A 16,223-nucleotide genomic window follows, 5' to 3' on the forward strand; every position below is an offset into this window, starting at 1 on the left:
CTACACCAAGGTGACCTACGGTCTGGTGGCTCTGGCCTTTCTGGTGTTCATGCTGTTCGATGCGCGCCAGCGCCGCTGGGCCGCCTGGGCCATCGGCCTCACCATCCTCACAGCCCTCGCGGTCGAAATCCTCTGGAAGGCGTCCCTGGCCCATTTCGCCGATCTCGTGCTCGCGGGGCAGGTCAGCGGAACGCGCGGAGCGGTCGGTCTCGTGCTCGGTTTCCTGAGGCACCTCGCCGATTACGTGATGTTCGGCATCGTCGCGGTGCTGGCGCTCTGGCGCACCCGCAGTTTTCGCGACTTCCTGTTCTTCGGGTTCTGCGCCGGTCCGGGGCTCCTCATCCAGGCCCAGAACTCCCAGCCCTGGGGCATCATCACGCTCCATACCGGCGCCGTCGTGGCGGCCGAGATCCTGGTTCGGACCCAATATGCCCGGACTGCGTCAGGCGGCGGGTCCCTCTCCCTTGCCTCGGGCTCGGTCTTCCTGCTTTTCGCCCTTCTTCTGCCGACGACGGTCCATTACCTGCTGGGCCTTGGGCTTCATACGACCCTTGCCGTCACCCGGTCCGGCCAGCCGTTCGGCCTCCCGGGACTCGAGCAGGTCAGGCTCGCGCGGCTGTGGACGCCCGGCGACTATGCCTTCACCTCCGCCTATCTGGAGAGCATCCGGAAGGGGGGAGAAACCTTGGCGGAGCTTCCGACCCGCCCGCGGCAGGTGTCCGTGCTCGACTTCGCCAATCCCTTCTCGGCCGGGCTCAACCTGCCGCCCCCGCGCGGCGACAACGCCTGGCTCCACTGGGGCCGCAACATCAACACCGAGCACCACCTGCCGCCGAACCTGCTTTTCAAGGATGTCGAGATCTTGATGGAGCCCAAATGGGGGGTCAATCCGGGGCCCCTTCGCAGCCTGTACGGAACCTATATCGAGAGCACCTTCGAGCCGGTCCGGGAAACCGACGCCTGGATCGTCTGGCATCGCAGGGACAGTCGTGCCGGAGAGATGGCAGAGAGCCGCACGTCGTCCGGATCCTGTCCCGCGGAACAAGCATCCGCATCGCGTGTTGGGGCTGGGGATGGGTGTTCGCAATGACGCAATGGTTGAAGCGCCCCGCATCCGTCGAGATGCTCGTGGTCGCCACAGGAGTGGTGTGCGCCCTGCTGCTCGCCCTGCCGGGTGAGACCGTCACAACCAAGTATCTCAACGATCTCTTCATCTTCCTCGACGGAGTTCATCGCGTCAGCCTGGGCCAGGTGCCCAACCGCGATTTCCACACTGCTCTCGGACCCCTGGTCTATTATGTTCCTGCCATCGGCTACTGGCTGACCGGCAGCTTCGGCGGCGCAATGCCGATCGGAATGGGCCTCCTTGTCCTGGGTTTCGCGCTGATTGCCGCTCATGTCGCCGGATCCCGGCTTCGCCCGGCGATCGGACTTCCCGTCGCCCTTTTCCTCATCCTGGTCACGGCAGTCCCCGCCAATCTGGGCGAAGGAATCCGCGATCTGTCGTTTGCGATGTTCTATAACCGCATCGGCTGGTCGGGCCTCGGCCTGCTGCTGATCATGTATCTGCAGCCTGTTTACCCGCATCGCCGCCAGGCATGGCTCGACGCCGTCTGTGCGTCCGCCCTCCTCCTGCTGATGTTCTACATGAAGATCAGCTACGGGGTGGTCGGTTTGGCCTTCATGGTCTTCATGCTGCTCTTCTCGCGCCAGCGCCTGTGGGTCGCGGCGGCTCTTGCCGTCACCATCATCATCGGCCTGGCTGTCGAAGCCTCATGGGGGGCGACCAAGGCCCATTTCGACGACCTGCTCCTCGCCGGGGAGGTGAGCGGCAGAATCGACCAGATCAACGAGCTTGCGGAAGCGCTGTTCAGGAATCTCGCCGACTACGTTCTCTTCGCGGTCTTCACGATCCTGGTTCTTTGGCGCACCCGCAGCCTGCGCGACTTCCTGTTCCTGGGGTTCTGCGCCGGCTCGGGCTTCATGATCATCAACCAGAACTTCCAGCATTGGGGCGTCATCACCCTCGGCGCCGGAGCAGCGGTCGCGGCGGAGATCCTCGCCAGGACTCAACCGGCGGCGCCCGAGGACGGCAAGCGCCCCCTCCTGTCTGCAGGAGCCCCTCTTCTTCTGCTGGCTCTCCTGCTGCCGAGCACCGTTCACATGACCGCCACCCTCGGCCTCCATGCAGGTCTCGCGGCGACGAGATACGGTCAGTCCGTCCCCCTGCCGAACTTCGAGCAGGTCAGGCTCGCAAGGCTCTGGAGCGAGGGCGAGCATCCCGCCTTCAGCCGATATCTGGAGAGTATCGCGGATGGAGCACGGGCGCTGGACGAACTCGGGGAGGACGCCGGCCACGTGCTCGTCCTCGATTTCGTCGGCCCCTTTTCGGCCGGCCTGGGCCTTCAGCCTCCGCAGGGAGACAGCACCTGGTATCACTGGGGCCGCACCCTGGACGATGACCACCACCTGCCCGCCGAAGAGGTGTTCCGGGACGTGCGCGTGGTCATGGACCCGAAATGGGCAATCGAAAGCTGGACCGCGGAGGGCCTGCGCCGGGTCTACGCCGATCACCTGACCGAGAACTACGAGCTCCTGCGGGAAACGGCGGACTGGAAGGTCTACATCCTGCGGGACGAGCCTGCGGAGACCGTCAGCCGCTCCCGGGACCTCGACGGCGATCCGACGACGGCGGAAGGATCCTCCCCGACCGGGGGATAGCAGGAAATCCCGGCCCCGGTACTCCGGTCGGAACGTAGCGCCTCAGGCGCTGCGCAGCCTTCCCTCGATCCGGGGCTCCCCTTTCAGCTCCCGCCACTCGTCCACGAGCAGGACGATCAGGCACAGCACCAGGGCCCAGCCATAGGCCGATCCGATCGTGAACTGGACCAGGGCCGATTTGCCGAACTGGTTGATGATGAACGGGACGGGCACAATGAGCAGACCCATGACGACCCACATGGCAGGCCGGTATCTGTGGCTCATGAGGACCGGCAGAAGGAACAGCGTGTACTGGATCCAGCCGAGGGGCGAGGCGAGCAGGGATGCAACGAGCGCCAGGCTGCTGACCCTCGTAATGCCGGGCCGGCGCCAGAAGGCCCAAGCCGCCAGTCCGCCCAGCAGCGCAAGGCTGAGGACGAGGCCGAGGGACGGCACCCCGGCGCGGGCGGCAAGGCCCGCGAAGGAGGCGTTGGTGAGGAAGAAGGCGCGGTCGCGGTCGGAGGCGACGAGTTCGAACCATTGGCGGTAGATTTCAGGCCCGTAGACCACCAGCGGCACGGCGCTGATGAGGGCTGCCGTCGCCACTGCGGCACGAACCGGCAGGCGGTGGCCTGCCAGGAACAGAAGCACCGGCCAGACGAGGAAGTTCGGTTTCATCGCGATCACGACGCCGATCAGGATGCCCGCGGCCAGAGGCGCGCCGCGTTCCAGCAGCACCCAGGCGGCGACGGTTGCGAAGACCAGGGGCAGGTAGATCTGCCCGAGAAAGAGCGTGTCCCAGAAGCCCGCCAGGGCGAAGGCCCAGATGACGAAGATGGGCATGTCGGCGCCACGGAAATGGAACGCCAGCAAGGCGATGGTCGCGATATAGAACGCCACCGAGATCCATCGCCAGATCAGATAGCTCTGGTGAGGCTCGGTCAGATCGAAGAGCTGGAACAGCAGCGCCGAGACGGGCGGGTTGAGGTTGGGATTCCACGACTCGAACCCGGGCAGCTGAACGTGGAGGGTCAGCGGGTAGATGCCATAAGGGTTCAATCCTTCTTTTGCCGCGCGTCCCGACGCCACGAACGAGCCGAAATCCCAAAGCGACGCGCCCGGCGTCATCCGCGGGTATTCCGACCAGATCGCCAGTACCGAGAGCATGGCGAGGACCAGAAGAGGAATCCATCGCATCGGTTGCGCCGTCATCGCAGGTTCTCCTCAAGCCGCTGAAAGCTCAAGCGAGCCCTGCCGGAGAGTCTAGCGCGGCGTCCCGGGAGGACCAGACCGGACCGGACCGGGATCGCACGCCAAGTCCGCGAGCATCCTTCGCGTCGTCAATCTCTCGCGTTGATGGAAAAGACCTCGTAACCGGCCCCGTTCAGCACCCGCACGGCCTCGACCTGAGGGCCCGCGGCCTGTGGGACACGGGCGCGGGTGAACACCCTGAGAGCCCGCTCCTTCGCCTTCTCCAGAGACTCCACGCGAACGAAGGTCCGGCGGATGACCCCACCCCCTTCGGATTCAGGGGCAATCGTCTCGATACGATAGATTTCCACGTCCCACCAACTCCACGCTCATCCGATCCCGTTCGGCCGGCCTCGCTCATAATTGCGAAGGGCGGTCATGACCACGAAAAAAGGCAACGCAGAAGAGCGGCATCGGGTCCGGGCCCGCGACCTCGCGTGTCAGGAGCACGCAGGGAGGATGAAGGCCGGCAGTCCGTGCCAGAGAATGGCCGCGATGGAAAAGGCGCTGATCAGGACTGCTCCCTGGATCAGGAAGACATCGGTGACGGAAGCATCCGCCGATTGCAGCCGCCGATGCTTCCGGAGGGCGTGGACGAGAAACGCGGCAGCCGCAACAGCGGCCACCAGGGTCGTTCCGGCGACGGTGAAGGGGACGATTCCGGCGCCGAGGACTGTCGTGTCCGCCCAGCCCCGGGCGCACACGGTCGAGGTGACGCCATAGATGACGGTGAACTGCACGGCCCAGGCGAGGAAACCGCCCAGCATGAACACGACCTGCCACATCCGCCGCCCGGTCACCGCTAGTACCCCCCGACCAGCTTCGGGAAGCCGTAGACGACAGCAGCGCCACCGAGACCCTGCGCCGTCGTGTAGTACCAGAACAGCATGGTGTTATCGAAAGTCGTCCTCCTCACGGAATCGAGTTTGCCCGCAAGCCAGCGTGCGATCGTATAGAGCCCCATGATGAGGGTGACGCCGACGAAGAGCACCTGGAACGAGACGATGCCGTAGACGGCCGCACCATAGGCGTGCTCCTTCGGGCTGAGGCCGGTCTGCCAGTGGCTCCAGAGGTCCATCGCGGATCCGGCCACGAAGAGCAGAAGCGCAATCGCGATCAGGATCGGCACCGATGCGGGGCGGCGGCGGTATTCACCCCTCAGATTCCGGCTGGCCCAGACGATCAGGGCCGCGCTTGCAAGATAGAGAGCCCCCACGACGGCGCCGTACAGGAAGTGGGGAACGACGACGCCCTCCGGAGGCCATGCGCCGGGATTGACCAGCCACAGGAAGAGATACGAGAAAACGAGGCAGGTGAAGATCATCCCGCACACGACCAGAAGCGAGATCATGCCCCACCAGGAATGGTTCATCGGTCCTGTCACGTAGACCGGGACCGTGAAGCCCCCGCCGATATCGGCGGGCGGCCGGACGGGACCGGGATCGGTCTCCCACAGCCACCAGATCACGCAGCCGACCGCCAGCACCCCGCAGACGATGGAGGGGAAGACGAGCTTCACCGTGAGCAGGAGGAAGAAGCCTGCCGTGAAGACGGCCGCGAGAAGGGGCTGCCAGCCCGGGCCCGGAATCTGCAGGATGTATTGCGGACGTGCATCGAATGGACTGGTGACGATGGTCTCGCGCCCGCCGGTCACGGTGCCGGGCAGGTAGTAGCGGCCTGCCTCCACGTCCTTGGCAAGGTTCGCCTGATCCCAGAGCGGCTCCCGGCTCGTGATGACCGGAATGCTGCGGACGCCGTAATTGCCGTTCGGCAGCCATTCCAGCGTGCCGGCGTTCCAGACGTTGCCGGCATTCTGATCTTGTACGGGCCGGAAGTTCCGCAGCATGTCGTAGATGAACAGGGCGACACCGGCCGCGATCATGAAGGCGCCGACGGTGGAGATGAGGTTGAGTTCGTGCCATTCCATCCCGACGGGATAGGTGTAGACGCGCCGCGGCATTCCGATGAGGCCGGTGATGTGCATGGGGAAGAAGGTGACGTTGACCCCAAGGAACATGAGCCCGAAGACCCAGCGGCCGAGACGTTCCGACAGAGGCCGCTTGCTCGCTGCGGGGATCCAGAAATACAGCGCGGCGAAGAGCGGGAACACCATTCCGCCGATCAGGACGTAATGGAGATGCGCCACCACGAAGTAGGTGTCGTGAGCCTGCCAATCGAAGGGCACCATGGCGACCATGACCCCGGTGAGGCCGCCGAGGACGAAAATGAACAGGAAGCCGATGATGAAGAGGGAAGGCGTGTTCAGCTTCATGCGGCCGGCCGCGATGGTCGCGATCCAGGCAAAGACCTGAATGCCGCTCGGAACCGCCACCGCCGTGCTCGCCGCCGAGAAGAAGCTCAACGACATCTTTGGCAGGCCGGTCGCGAACATGTGGTGGACCCACAGCCCGAAGGACAGGAAGCCGGTCGCGATGAGCGCCAGGACGATGAGGCGGTAGCCGACCAGCGGCGTCTGAGCCAGGGCCGGCACGATCATCGACACCATCCCGGTCGCCGGAATGAAGATGATGTAGACCTCGGGATGGCCGAAGAACCAGAACAGGTGCTGCCACAGGAGCGGGTCCCCGCCCCTCTCGGCGATGAAGAACGGCCAGTCGAAGGCCCGCTCCATCTCAAGCAGCAGGGTCCCGAGGATGATGGCCGGAAAGCCGACGATGATCATCGCGGCGAAGACGATCATGGCCCAGGAATAGATCGGCATCTTATCCAGGCTCATGCCGATGGCGCGGGTCTTCATTACGCCCACGATGATCTCGATGGCGCCTGCAATGGCCGAAATCTCGATGAATCCGATGCCGAGAAGCCACCAGTCGGCGTTGTCTTCCGGAGAGTATTTCAGGCTGGAAAGCGGTGGATACATGAACCAGCCGCTTTTCGGCGCAAGGCCGAAGAAGATGGTCGAGAAGAAGACCAGGCCGCCCACGAAATAGGCCCAGAAGGCATAGGCCGAAAGGCGCGGGAACGGCAGGTCCCTGGCCGCCTGCATGTTGGGCAGGAGATAGACGCTCGCAGCCTCCACCGCCGGCACGGCGAAGAGGAACATCATCACCGTGCCGTGCATGGTGAAGAGCTGGTTGTAGAGGTCGTGGCCGACGAGATCGCTCTCCGGCGAGGCCAGTTGGGTCCGCATGATCAGGGCGAGAATGCCGGCCAGCACGAAGAACAGCAGCGCCGTGCCGACATACCACATGCCGACATAGGTGTTGTTGACGGCCGTAATGAAGCTGAGGCCCTTGGGAGGCACCCATGGCCGCTTCAGCCTCTCGAGTTCGTCTTTGGGGCGCGGAACTGGGTTCGGGAACTCGGACGTGTCGCGCTCGAAGGATTTCGGGGACTCCGGCGCATTCATTTCAGGCTCTCCAGATATCCGGCGATGGCCCGCAGATCCTCGCCTGTCAGCATGCCGTAGGACGGCATGCGCACGCCAGGCTTGAGATGCTGCGTATTCGCGATCCATCCGCCCAGCGTACCGATATTGTTGGGGAACTGCCCGGCTCCGATCGTGCGGCGGCTGCCCACATGGGTGAGATCGGGCCCGAACTGACCGTTTGCCTCCGTTCCCCTGATCGCGTGGCAATTGCCGCAGCCGCCGCTGCGAAACAGCTCGCGGCCCCGCTCGAGGAAGGGCGTCACCGGCTCCCGGGCAGGAGCCGCCTGCGCCGCGCGCCAGGCGGAAAACTCGGCATCCTCCATGGCCAGGACGTCGAACGCCATGAGGGCGTGCTGGTCGCCGCAGAATTCGGCACAGACCCCACGATAGATGCCGGGGCGCTCCACCGTGAAGCTGAAGCGGTTGACCCGCCCGGGGATCATGTCGATTTTCCCGGCCAGGTTCGGGATCCAGAAGCTGTGGATCACATCGGCGGCAGTGACGGTTACCGTGACCCGGCGCCCGATGGGCAGCGCGACCTCGTTGGCCGTCGTAACCTCCGGCTGCCCCTGCTCCGCAGGATAGCGCACCCGCCACCAGAACTGCTCCCCGATCACTTCGATCTGCAAGGCGTCGGCCGTAGGCACGTCCGTATCACGCATGACGGTGAGGCCGTAGGGCAGCAGAAAGGTCAGGGTCACGATGGGAAAGGCAAGCCCGCCATAGACGATGGTGCGTCGGGTGCCGAGCCATGCCCTCTGCTCGGGACGGGAGAAAATGGCATAGAGCAGAAGCGCGGTCACGCCGACGAAGATGAGCGTGCCGCCGACTGTCATCACGATGGTGAGCAGGTAGATTTCGTAGGCGTCGTTGCCGGCGGGGTCGAGGGCGGATTGTATGCCGCTGCACCCGGCAAGAACCGGCACCCCCGAGACGAGCGCCAGCCATCTGGTGCATGCCAGCAGCGGATCCAGCGCCCGTGACGGGCGAGGTCGTGTCGATTTCAGGTCCATCCCGCCCTACGTGAGCCTTATGTGGGTTGAACAGAAAAGCTTGACCGTGACGGATGGTTCCCTGAAAGCCGTCGCAAAGCGCCTGCCAGCGACCTCGCTTATTGCCGCAGCAGCCCTTTGCTCGCTCCGCCGCGCCTGCCGGCCCACACCTCTGGAGGACCGTCACCTCGCGGATGCGATCATGTCCATCCCCCATGAGCACCGCCTATCCTGGCGCCCGTCCCGCCATGGCTGCGCGCCTCCTGTCGCCTCCGCCACTGGAACACGGCAACGCTTTGAAGGTTTCCGCCTCAGGGATCGTGAAAACAAGCAGATGACAGCGCGCCGTCTTATCCAGGTTTTGAGCATCGTCGGAGCCGCCGGGCTATCCGCCTGCAGCGATACGTCCGAGCAGTCGGAGCTTCTGACGATCCAAGGCGGCGATCCCGAGCAGGGGAGAAGCCTGATCTATGCCTATGGCTGCGGCACCTGTCATGCCATCGAGGGGATCCGGGGAGCACGAGGCAGAGTGGGGCCGCACCTCGACGATTACTCCCAGCAACGTCTCCTGGCCGGCTTTCTCCCCAATTCACCCCGCTACCTGATCGCGTGGCTGATGGATCCGCCGGCCCTGAAAGCACAGACGGGAATGCCGTCCCTCGGCATCACGGAGCCCGAGGCCCGCCATATCGCTTCCTATCTCTACTCCCTGGGCAGCCGGATCGAGATTTATCCCCCTGAGCCCGCCCCGACCCTGCGGCGGCAGGAGCCATCCTTCCCGGGACTTGATCGCTCCGTCGCCGACCCGGCCGAGACCACGCCTCGCACCCAGCGCATCTTCCCCAATCCGGACGGGAACGTCGTCTCTCCGCACTAGGGGCATCGTAACGACGCCGTGCTCTAAGGCTCCTCCGCCATTTCTTCCGCATAGGTCGGTCGGCTCCGGATCAGGATCGCGAATGCGACGATCCAGATTGCAGCCGCGGCAAGGGCGAGACCGAGATCGAGCCAGGACAGGCGCCGAACCGGCTGGAGAAGCCAGACCATGTGCACCCCATGCTGAACGAGAACCAGCACGCTCCCAACGATCATGACGCGGCGGCTGACGCCGGTCGGGATCAGGATGAGGACGGCGAGAATCATGGCGGCGAACGCGATGCCGATCAGGACCAGGTTTCCGGGATCCGCCCGGCGGAGATACCAAGCCGCCTCGTCGGGCAGATTGGCGAGCCAAACGATCAGGAAGTGGCCGAACCATGTCCAGATCGCCAGGAGCGACAGGGTCAGGAGCGCCCGCTCCAGGCTCTTCATCCGCTCGGGCGCGGCATGCTCCGGCCTGAGCAGGGTGATCAGGATGGTCAGGGCAAGCGCGGCGAGAACCTGGCTGAGCGCGAAGGCGAAACCGAAGAGGCTCGACCACCAGGTGGGATCCCTCGAAAAGGCCCAGTCGAAGGCTGCAAACGTGATCACCGGAGTGAGCAGGAACAGCCCGATGCCACTCACGCGCCGCGGATTGCCGGTGCCGACGAGCCAGAATGCGATCACGCTGGCGATCAGAATGTACACGACGCTGCGAACGAGAAAAAACGCGGGGCTGAGGAAGACGGCCCGACCGGACGGCAGGTCGATCCTGTTATCGGCCCACGGAAAGAGCTGCTCCAGACCCAAAGCGAGCGGAATCCCCATGAGGAGGAGCAGCGGCATCGTAAGCGCCGCGGCCTCGGCCTCCGAGCGTACCGGGGCAAGCCAGCCCTCGTTCATGAGATGGCCGATCATCAGCAGGGCGAGACTGCCCATCGCCAGCCCGGCGACCACGATGAAGACCACATAGGTGGCTTCGAGGCCGGTCCCGCTCGTCCGGACGAGGACGGCCGCCAGGGCTGCCAGAACCGCCGCGACCAGAAGCGGGCCAGCCACGATCCTGCCCCGGGAGATGGCGACTGACGTGCTCATGGGACCGGCCTCTGACCCGCCGCCGATGCGGGCCCGCTCGCCTGCAGCTGCTTGACATAGTGCGCGATGGCCCAGCGATCTTCCGGCGACACGCGATCCGCGTAGGAAAACATCATGCCTTTCCCCAAGGTGATGACAGTCACGATCTGGGCCGGCGACAAAGCCTGGATGCGCTCCTGATGGTAGGAGGGCGGCGCCGGAAATCCGCGGGAGACCACCGGTCCATTGCCCTGCCCGTTCGGACCGTGGCATGGCGAGCAGAAGGCGAGGAAGCGCTCCTGGCCGCGGCGGATGAGTTCCGGCGTAACCTCCGGACCGGGAGGCGCGACGGCGGCAAGATAGGCGCTCGTGCCCCGGGGGACGACACCGGGCGGCGCCGGCACATAGGCCCGCTGAACGACCCGCGTCGAGGAGATGGAGGGCGTGACCTCGGTACCTGAATCGCAGGCGGCCAGAAGCGCAGCGCCGAGTAGCACGAAGGCCGGTCTCATGCCGGAACCTCGCGGACGATCTGCGGAGCAAGCGTTTCGAGAAAGCGCCTTGTTCCCTCCTCGTCGAAGAGCGGATCCTCGCTCAGGATGCAGAGAAAGAAGCGGTCCTCTGAGGCGCGCTCGAAGCCATGGACCGCGAAGATGGGATGATGGAGCCGCGGCAGGCGCAGGATGATCAGCAGACCGAGAAGCGTCGCCACGCCCGCCCAGAGGATGGCGACGATCAGGGTCGCCGGAATGAAGGTCGGCCAGCTGTGAAGGGGCCGCCCTCCGACATTGATGGGATAGTCGATCACGTTCATCCAATACTGGGAGCCATATTGAACGACGGCGCCGGCCAGCCCGGCAACGACGGCGATCCACGGAATGGCGGAGGTCCGGGCTCCCAGGAGGTGGGCTACATCACGCAAGGGAAAGGGGCTGAAGGCATCGAGCCGCGTATAGCCGGCCCGGCTGGCCTCCTTCACGGCCTCCGCAAGAGCCTCCGGCTTCCTGAACTCGGCAATCATGCCATAGAGCTTCTCCGCCATCACGATTTCTCCAGATGCTCGTCGTGACGGGTCTCGAACATGGAGACGACGGGCAGGAAGCGGATGAAGAGAAGCACGAGCGCGGCGAAAAGCCCGACCGTGCCGAGGAACAGGCCCCATTCGGGAATGGTCGGGGTGTAGTCTCTCCAGATGGAGGGAAGATAATCGGTCTGAAGGCCCCCGATGATGATCGAGAAGCGGTCGAGCCACACGCCGACGCCGATGGAGAACCCGACGAAGACACCGGCCAGGATGCTCTGGCGCGCGACCTTAAGCCAGAACAGTTGCGGAATGACGACGCTGTAGGCGATGGCGGCCCAGTAGAAGCCGGCATAATCGCCCGTCATGCGCGTTAAGGTCGACTGGCGGGTGATGGGATCTGCCAGAAACGCGCTCGCGATCTCGTCGATGTACAGATAACCCGATACGAGCGCGCTCGCGAGGACGAGCTTGCCCAGCAGATCCACGTCCCTGTCGTCGATGTAGCGTTCGAGCCGCAACCCCCACCGCAGCATGACGGCCACGAGGAGGACGATCGACAGGCCCTGGGCGAGGCCGGTGGCCACGAAGTGGAGCGGCTGGCGCGTTTCGTGCCAGTCCGGCACCAGCGTTACCGCGAACTCGAAGGCGACGGTGCTCTGCATGATGAGGATCAGCGGCAGAACCAGGATGGCGACGAGGCGGTAGGCGCGCTGGTGATAGGCCCATTGGTACACGGAGCCCCGCCAGCCGAGGGCGAAGAGACCGTAGATCTTCTTCACGGTCTTTCGTCTGGCGCGGTCGCGAAGGGTCGCGAGATCGGGGATGAGCCCCACATACCACAGGAGGCTGGTGACGATCGCGTGGGTGCTGATGGCCCAGAAGTCCCAGGTGAGCGTACTGCGGAACTGGGGCCAGACCTGGAAGGTCGCGGGATAGGGAAAGACCCAGTAGAACAGCCACGGGCGCCCGAGATGGAAGATCGGAAAGATGCCGGCGCAGATGACGGCGAAGAAGGCGACGCCTTCCGCAAAGCGGTTAACGGCCGTACGCAGATCGTGCTGGCGCAGAACGAGGCTCGCGGCGAAGAGGCTCGCTCCGTTGGCGATGCCGATCCACCAGGCGTAGTTGATGAGGTCGAAACCCCAGACGAAGGGGATGTTGACGCCCCAGACCCCGACGCCCACGAGCACCACGGACATCAGGGTGTAGCCGAGCAGGAGCACCAGAACTCCCGAAATCACAAGCGCGACCCACCAGGCCCAGCCGAAGCGCGGCGAGAGCGGGACCTCCGCGACGGGGCTGGTCAGGGCCTGCACGTCGCTTGCCATTCCGTCACTCCTTATCCGTGGCATCGGCGGGCTGCCGCTCGGCATCGGCCTCTATCCGGGCGAGATAGGTGGTCCGCGGCTGGGTGTTCAACGTGCCGAGAAGGGCGTAGTTGCGCGGGCTGCGCTTGAGCCGGCTGACCGCGCTGTCGGGATCGTTGACGTCCCCGAAGATGATGGCCCGGGTCGGACAGGCCTCCTGGCAGGCGGTGGCGATCTCGCCGTCGCGGATCGGCCGGTTCTCGATCCGGGCTTCGGCGCGGGCAGCACCGATCCGCTGAACGCAAAATGTGCATTTCTCCATGACCCCACGGCTGCGGGCCGTAACCTGCGGGTTCAGCGCCTCGGGCGAGGCGGCATATTCCGCGCCGTGGTAGTCGAAGAAGTTGAAGCGCCGGACCTTGTAGGGGCAGTTGTTGGAGCAGGTCCGCGTGCCGATGCAGCGGTTGTAGACCATGTCGTTCAGGCCTTCCGCCGAGTGGACGGTGGCGTTCACGGGGCAGACCACTTCGCACGGCGCCTTCTCGCAATGCATGCAGAGCACCGGCTGGAAATAGGTGTCCGGCTCGGTCGGATCGCCGGCATAGTAGCGGTCGATCCGCAGCCAGTGCATCTCGCGCCCTCGCGCCACCTCCTCGGGCCCCACGACCGCGATATTGTTCTCGGCCTGGCAGGCGACGACGCAGGCATTGCACCCGATACAGGCATCGAGATCGATGGCCATGCCCCAGGCATAGCCCTCGTACCGCCATTCCGGATAGAGGGACGGCAGCGCCTCCGTCTCTCCGGGCTGCGCGGTGTCGGCCGGGTCTGGACCCGTGACGCGCACGATGTCCCGCCCCTGCAGCGCGTGGTGCAACTGCGTGCTGATGAGCGCGATCCGCTCGTCGGTGGTCCTGATCTCGCCCTGGGCGACCCAGGGATGCCCCGATTGGCGCAGCAGATAGGCGTTGAAGCCGATCCCGCTGCCGATGCTGCCGGCCTGCGTGCGGCCGTAGCCGAGCGGAAGGGTCACGGCGCCGGGCGCGTGGCCAGGAAGGACCCAGACCGGCACCCGCAGGGTTCTCCCCTCCACCGTGAGATCGACGGCATCGCCGGTGGCGAGCCCGAACATCTCCGCCGTCTCCGGCGCGATCAGGGCCGCATTGCCCCAGACCTGCTTCGTGAGGGGCTTCGGAAGCTCCTGGAGCCAGCCGTTATTGGCGAAGCGGCCGTCCCAAACCGAGGGGTCGGGACTGAAGACGACGTCGATTCCTGACGAAGGCGCCGGCCCCGGCGCACCGGCATTCCACTCCGGCGTCGGAGAAATATCGATGGGAGGCGAGGCCGATCCCTCGATAACGCCGTCTTCGAGCACCTTGAGCCACCGCTCTTCGAACGCGTCGCCCCAGACCTCCCGCCAGGTCGCCTGAACGAGCGAGCGCCCGTCGACCATCTGGCCGGACATGAGGCCGAGGAACTCCTCCACCCCGAGGCTGGCCTTCAGCGGCATGGCCGCCGGCTGGCGCAAGCCGACGGTGCCGTCAAAGGCCCGCAGGTCGCCCCAGCCCTCCAGGGGATGCTTTTCAGGGACATGCCAGTGGCAGGCGAGCGCCGTCTCGTCGCGATGGTAGCCGAGATGGAGAGACAGGGGCACGCGCCGGACAAGAGCGCCGAAATCCAGGTCCGCCGGAGCGGTATAGACGGGATTGCCGCCGAGGATGAGCAGGCGGGACACCTGCCCGGCCGCAATCGCTTCCGCCAGCGCCACGATGGACCCGTTCTCGCCCGATGCCGGGCGGACGGGCTCGATGGCCCGGATCGTGGTTCCGAAGGCGCCGAGCCGCGCATTGATGGCGAGCGCGAGTGCGTGAACGCGGGGCGGCTGCTCACGCCCGGCTGTGACGAGGCCGCGGGCGCCGGCGCGGCGCAGCTCGTCCGCGAGACGCCCGATGGCCGGGTGGGGTTCCGACGGATGAGCCGATCCCGCATCGAGGGCGGCGGCAAGGTCCTGTGCGAAGACCTCGATATCCCGCGGGCGAAGCACCACCCTCTCGTCGGCCCGGGCGCCGACGAGGCTCGGGCGGGCTTCGACGGCGACGAGCCGCGGCAGCGGCCGGTCGTCCGCCCGGCGCCGCGCCTGGTAGTCCGCCGCGTACCGGATATGCCCCGGCTCCTCCAGGAACAGGTCGCCGCCGAGGGTGACGATCACATCCGCCCGGGTCAGATCGTAGATTGCATCGACGGCACGGCCGAAGAGCGATTCCGCCCCGGCGCGAAAGTTGTCTTCGTCGATGGGTGAATAGCGGTGCCACTGCGCCAGGGGAAAGAGCTGCTCCGAAAGGCTCGTCAGCCTGGCCAGGGTGGGCGAGCTCGTCGGCGGCATCAGGATGTGGAGCCCCCTGCCCTCGCCGACCACGAGCTCGTTGCGCACGGGACGAATGAACTCCGTCAGCTCTTCCCAGCTCCGGGGAAGGCCGTTCTGGAGCGGGCTGTCGGAACGGTCGGGATCGTAGAGCGACAGGACCTCGGCCTGTGCGAACACGTCCGTCGCACCGAGGGTCGCCGGGTGAAGCGGATTGCCGTCGATCTTGACCGGGCGCCCCTCCTGCGCCCTCACGAGAACGCCGCGCCCGTAGCCGTTCAGCTCCAGCGACGTGGCGATGACCAGGGGCTCGCCCGGCGTGTAGCCGGGAACGTTGTGACTCTGCGACAGGAGCGGCGCATCGGTGACGGTTTGCCGGCTGTCGCAGGCGGCGAGCCCGCCGAGGGCGAGAGAAGCCGCCATCAGCCGGAGGAGCGTGCGCCGGTCGACGGTTGCCGTCTGGATATCGGGGAATTCCGCCTCGACGTAGCGCCGCACCTCGGGCACGTCCGCGAGCTCTTCGAGGCTGCGCCACAGCACCGGCCCCCGCTCCTCGGCGAGCCGGGCCCTCAGGGTGTCGAGGTCGAGAGGAAGGCGCTCCATTCCGTTCACCGATGGCATGTGTTGCAGCTGGTGAGTCGCCGGGACGCCTCGCGATAGAAGGCTTGGATGTCCTCCGGCAGATCCTGGCCGTGCGGCTTGTAGCCCATGACGAACACGGCCTCCCGCGGACGAAGATGAGGCGCCGGATCGCGGTGGCAATCCAGGCACCAGCCCATCGAGAGCGTCTGGGTCTTGACCGTCTTCGTCATCTGATCCACCCGGCCGTGACAGGTTTCGCAGGCCACCCCGTTCGTCACGTGAGCCGCGTGGTTGAAATAGGCGAAGTCCGGCAGCCGATGCACGGAGGTCCATGTGAGGGGCTGTCCGAGCGCGAAACTCGAACGGACCGGCTCGAGGACGCTCGCGCCGACCCAGACCTGGGAATGGCAGGTCATGCAGGTCTGAGCCGAGGGCATGCCGGCATCGGCGGCGCGTTCCACGGTCGAATGGCAGTAGCGGCAGTCGATGCCGAGCGAGCCCGCGTGCAGGTCGTGGCGGAACGGAACCGGCTGGTCCGCCGGCTTGCCCACGTTCCACGTGGCGTCGGCACGCGACCACGCATAGCCGAGTACGCCTGCCCCCACGACCGAGAAAAGCGCAAGGACGATCAGGACTCGAAAGGCGTTGCTGGCCGTTCGTGTGAAGAGCTGCGCCATTTTTG

The 16,223-nt window shown here is 65.6% G+C and carries 13 protein-coding genes and 1 pseudogene; 3 read left to right on the forward strand and 11 right to left on the reverse strand.

The genetic code is table 11. From position 1 onward, the window contains the following. Together ACFOYU_RS20890 and ACFOYU_RS20895 are read left to right on the forward strand one after the other, a co-directional pair. Positions 1-1,090: pseudogene (locus ACFOYU_RS20890) on the forward strand (hypothetical protein); the annotation flags it as partial. Then, positions 1,087-2,721, forward strand: coding sequence for a hypothetical protein (locus ACFOYU_RS20895; protein ID WP_377035102.1), 1,635 nt, complete (start codon positions 1,087-1,089; stop codon positions 2,719-2,721). The pseudogene ACFOYU_RS20890 and the gene ACFOYU_RS20895, both read left to right, overlap by 4 nt. 42 nt (positions 2,722-2,763) lie before the next feature. Here ACFOYU_RS20895 and ACFOYU_RS20900 read toward each other — a convergent pair whose 3' ends face one another. The 5 genes from ACFOYU_RS20900 to coxB form a co-directional block, all read right to left on the reverse strand. Then, positions 2,764-3,912: a glycosyltransferase family 87 protein gene (locus ACFOYU_RS20900; RefSeq protein WP_377035103.1), complete on the reverse strand. Its 1,149-nt coding sequence runs from the start codon at positions 3,910-3,912 to the stop codon at positions 2,764-2,766. A gap of 128 nt (positions 3,913-4,040) precedes the next feature. Then, the gene (locus tag ACFOYU_RS20905) at positions 4,041-4,262 is read right to left on the reverse strand and encodes a hypothetical protein (protein ID WP_226740389.1); all 222 of its coding nucleotides are present in this window, start codon (positions 4,260-4,262) and stop codon (positions 4,041-4,043) included. A gap of 129 nt (positions 4,263-4,391) precedes the next feature. After that, positions 4,392-4,751, reverse strand: coding sequence for a hypothetical protein (locus tag ACFOYU_RS20910; protein WP_377035104.1), 360 nt, complete (start codon positions 4,749-4,751; stop codon positions 4,392-4,394). Between the two features lie 2 nt (positions 4,752-4,753). After that, positions 4,754-7,321, reverse strand: coding sequence for a cbb3-type cytochrome c oxidase subunit I (locus tag ACFOYU_RS20915; protein ID WP_377035105.1), 2,568 nt, complete (start codon positions 7,319-7,321; stop codon positions 4,754-4,756). Beyond that, a complete protein-coding gene (gene coxB / locus ACFOYU_RS20920; RefSeq protein ID WP_377035106.1) occupies positions 7,318-8,355 on the reverse strand; it encodes a cytochrome c oxidase subunit II in 1,038 nt (345 codons plus the stop codon). The genes ACFOYU_RS20915 and coxB overlap by 4 nt, the downstream gene beginning before the upstream one ends. Positions 8,356-8,668: 313 nt before the next feature. Here coxB and ACFOYU_RS20925 point away from each other — a divergent pair, with 313 nt between their 5' ends. Next, on the forward strand, positions 8,669-9,211 hold the full coding sequence (locus ACFOYU_RS20925) for a cytochrome c family protein (RefSeq protein ID WP_226740381.1): 543 nt from the start codon (positions 8,669-8,671) through the stop codon (positions 9,209-9,211). Between the two features lie 23 nt (positions 9,212-9,234). Here the strand turns inward: ACFOYU_RS20925 and ACFOYU_RS20930 are convergent, their stop codons facing one another. The 6 genes from ACFOYU_RS20930 to ACFOYU_RS20955 are packed head-to-tail and all read right to left on the reverse strand — an operon-like array spanning position 9,235 to position 16,218. Beyond that, positions 9,235-10,287, reverse strand: coding sequence for a hypothetical protein (locus tag ACFOYU_RS20930; protein ID WP_377035107.1), 1,053 nt, complete (start codon positions 10,285-10,287; stop codon positions 9,235-9,237). Then, positions 10,284-10,778, reverse strand: a complete 495-nt coding sequence (locus ACFOYU_RS20935; RefSeq protein WP_226740378.1) for a cytochrome c — start codon at positions 10,776-10,778, stop codon at positions 10,284-10,286. Before ACFOYU_RS20935 ends, ACFOYU_RS20930 begins: the two co-directional genes overlap by 4 nt. After that, the gene (locus ACFOYU_RS20940) at positions 10,775-11,308 is read right to left on the reverse strand and encodes a DUF3341 domain-containing protein (RefSeq protein WP_226740376.1); all 534 of its coding nucleotides are present in this window, start codon (positions 11,306-11,308) and stop codon (positions 10,775-10,777) included. Before ACFOYU_RS20940 ends, ACFOYU_RS20935 begins: the two co-directional genes overlap by 4 nt. After that, a complete protein-coding gene (gene nrfD / locus ACFOYU_RS20945) occupies positions 11,308-12,618 on the reverse strand; it encodes an NrfD/PsrC family molybdoenzyme membrane anchor subunit (protein ID WP_377035108.1) in 1,311 nt (436 codons plus the stop codon). The genes ACFOYU_RS20940 and nrfD overlap by 1 nt, the downstream gene beginning before the upstream one ends. Before the next feature lie 4 nt (positions 12,619-12,622). Next, on the reverse strand, positions 12,623-15,562 hold the full coding sequence (locus ACFOYU_RS20950) for a TAT-variant-translocated molybdopterin oxidoreductase (RefSeq protein WP_377035109.1): 2,940 nt from the start codon (positions 15,560-15,562) through the stop codon (positions 12,623-12,625). Positions 15,563-15,567: 5 nt separating this feature from the next. Then, positions 15,568-16,218, reverse strand: a complete 651-nt coding sequence (locus tag ACFOYU_RS20955) for a cytochrome c3 family protein (RefSeq protein WP_377035110.1) — start codon at positions 16,216-16,218, stop codon at positions 15,568-15,570. Between the last annotated feature and the right edge of the window lie 5 nt (positions 16,219-16,223).

The sequence above is a fragment of the Microvirga sp. GCM10011540 genome (assembly GCF_042650665.1).
GTDB lineage: Bacteria > Pseudomonadota > Alphaproteobacteria > Rhizobiales > Beijerinckiaceae > Microvirga > Microvirga lenta.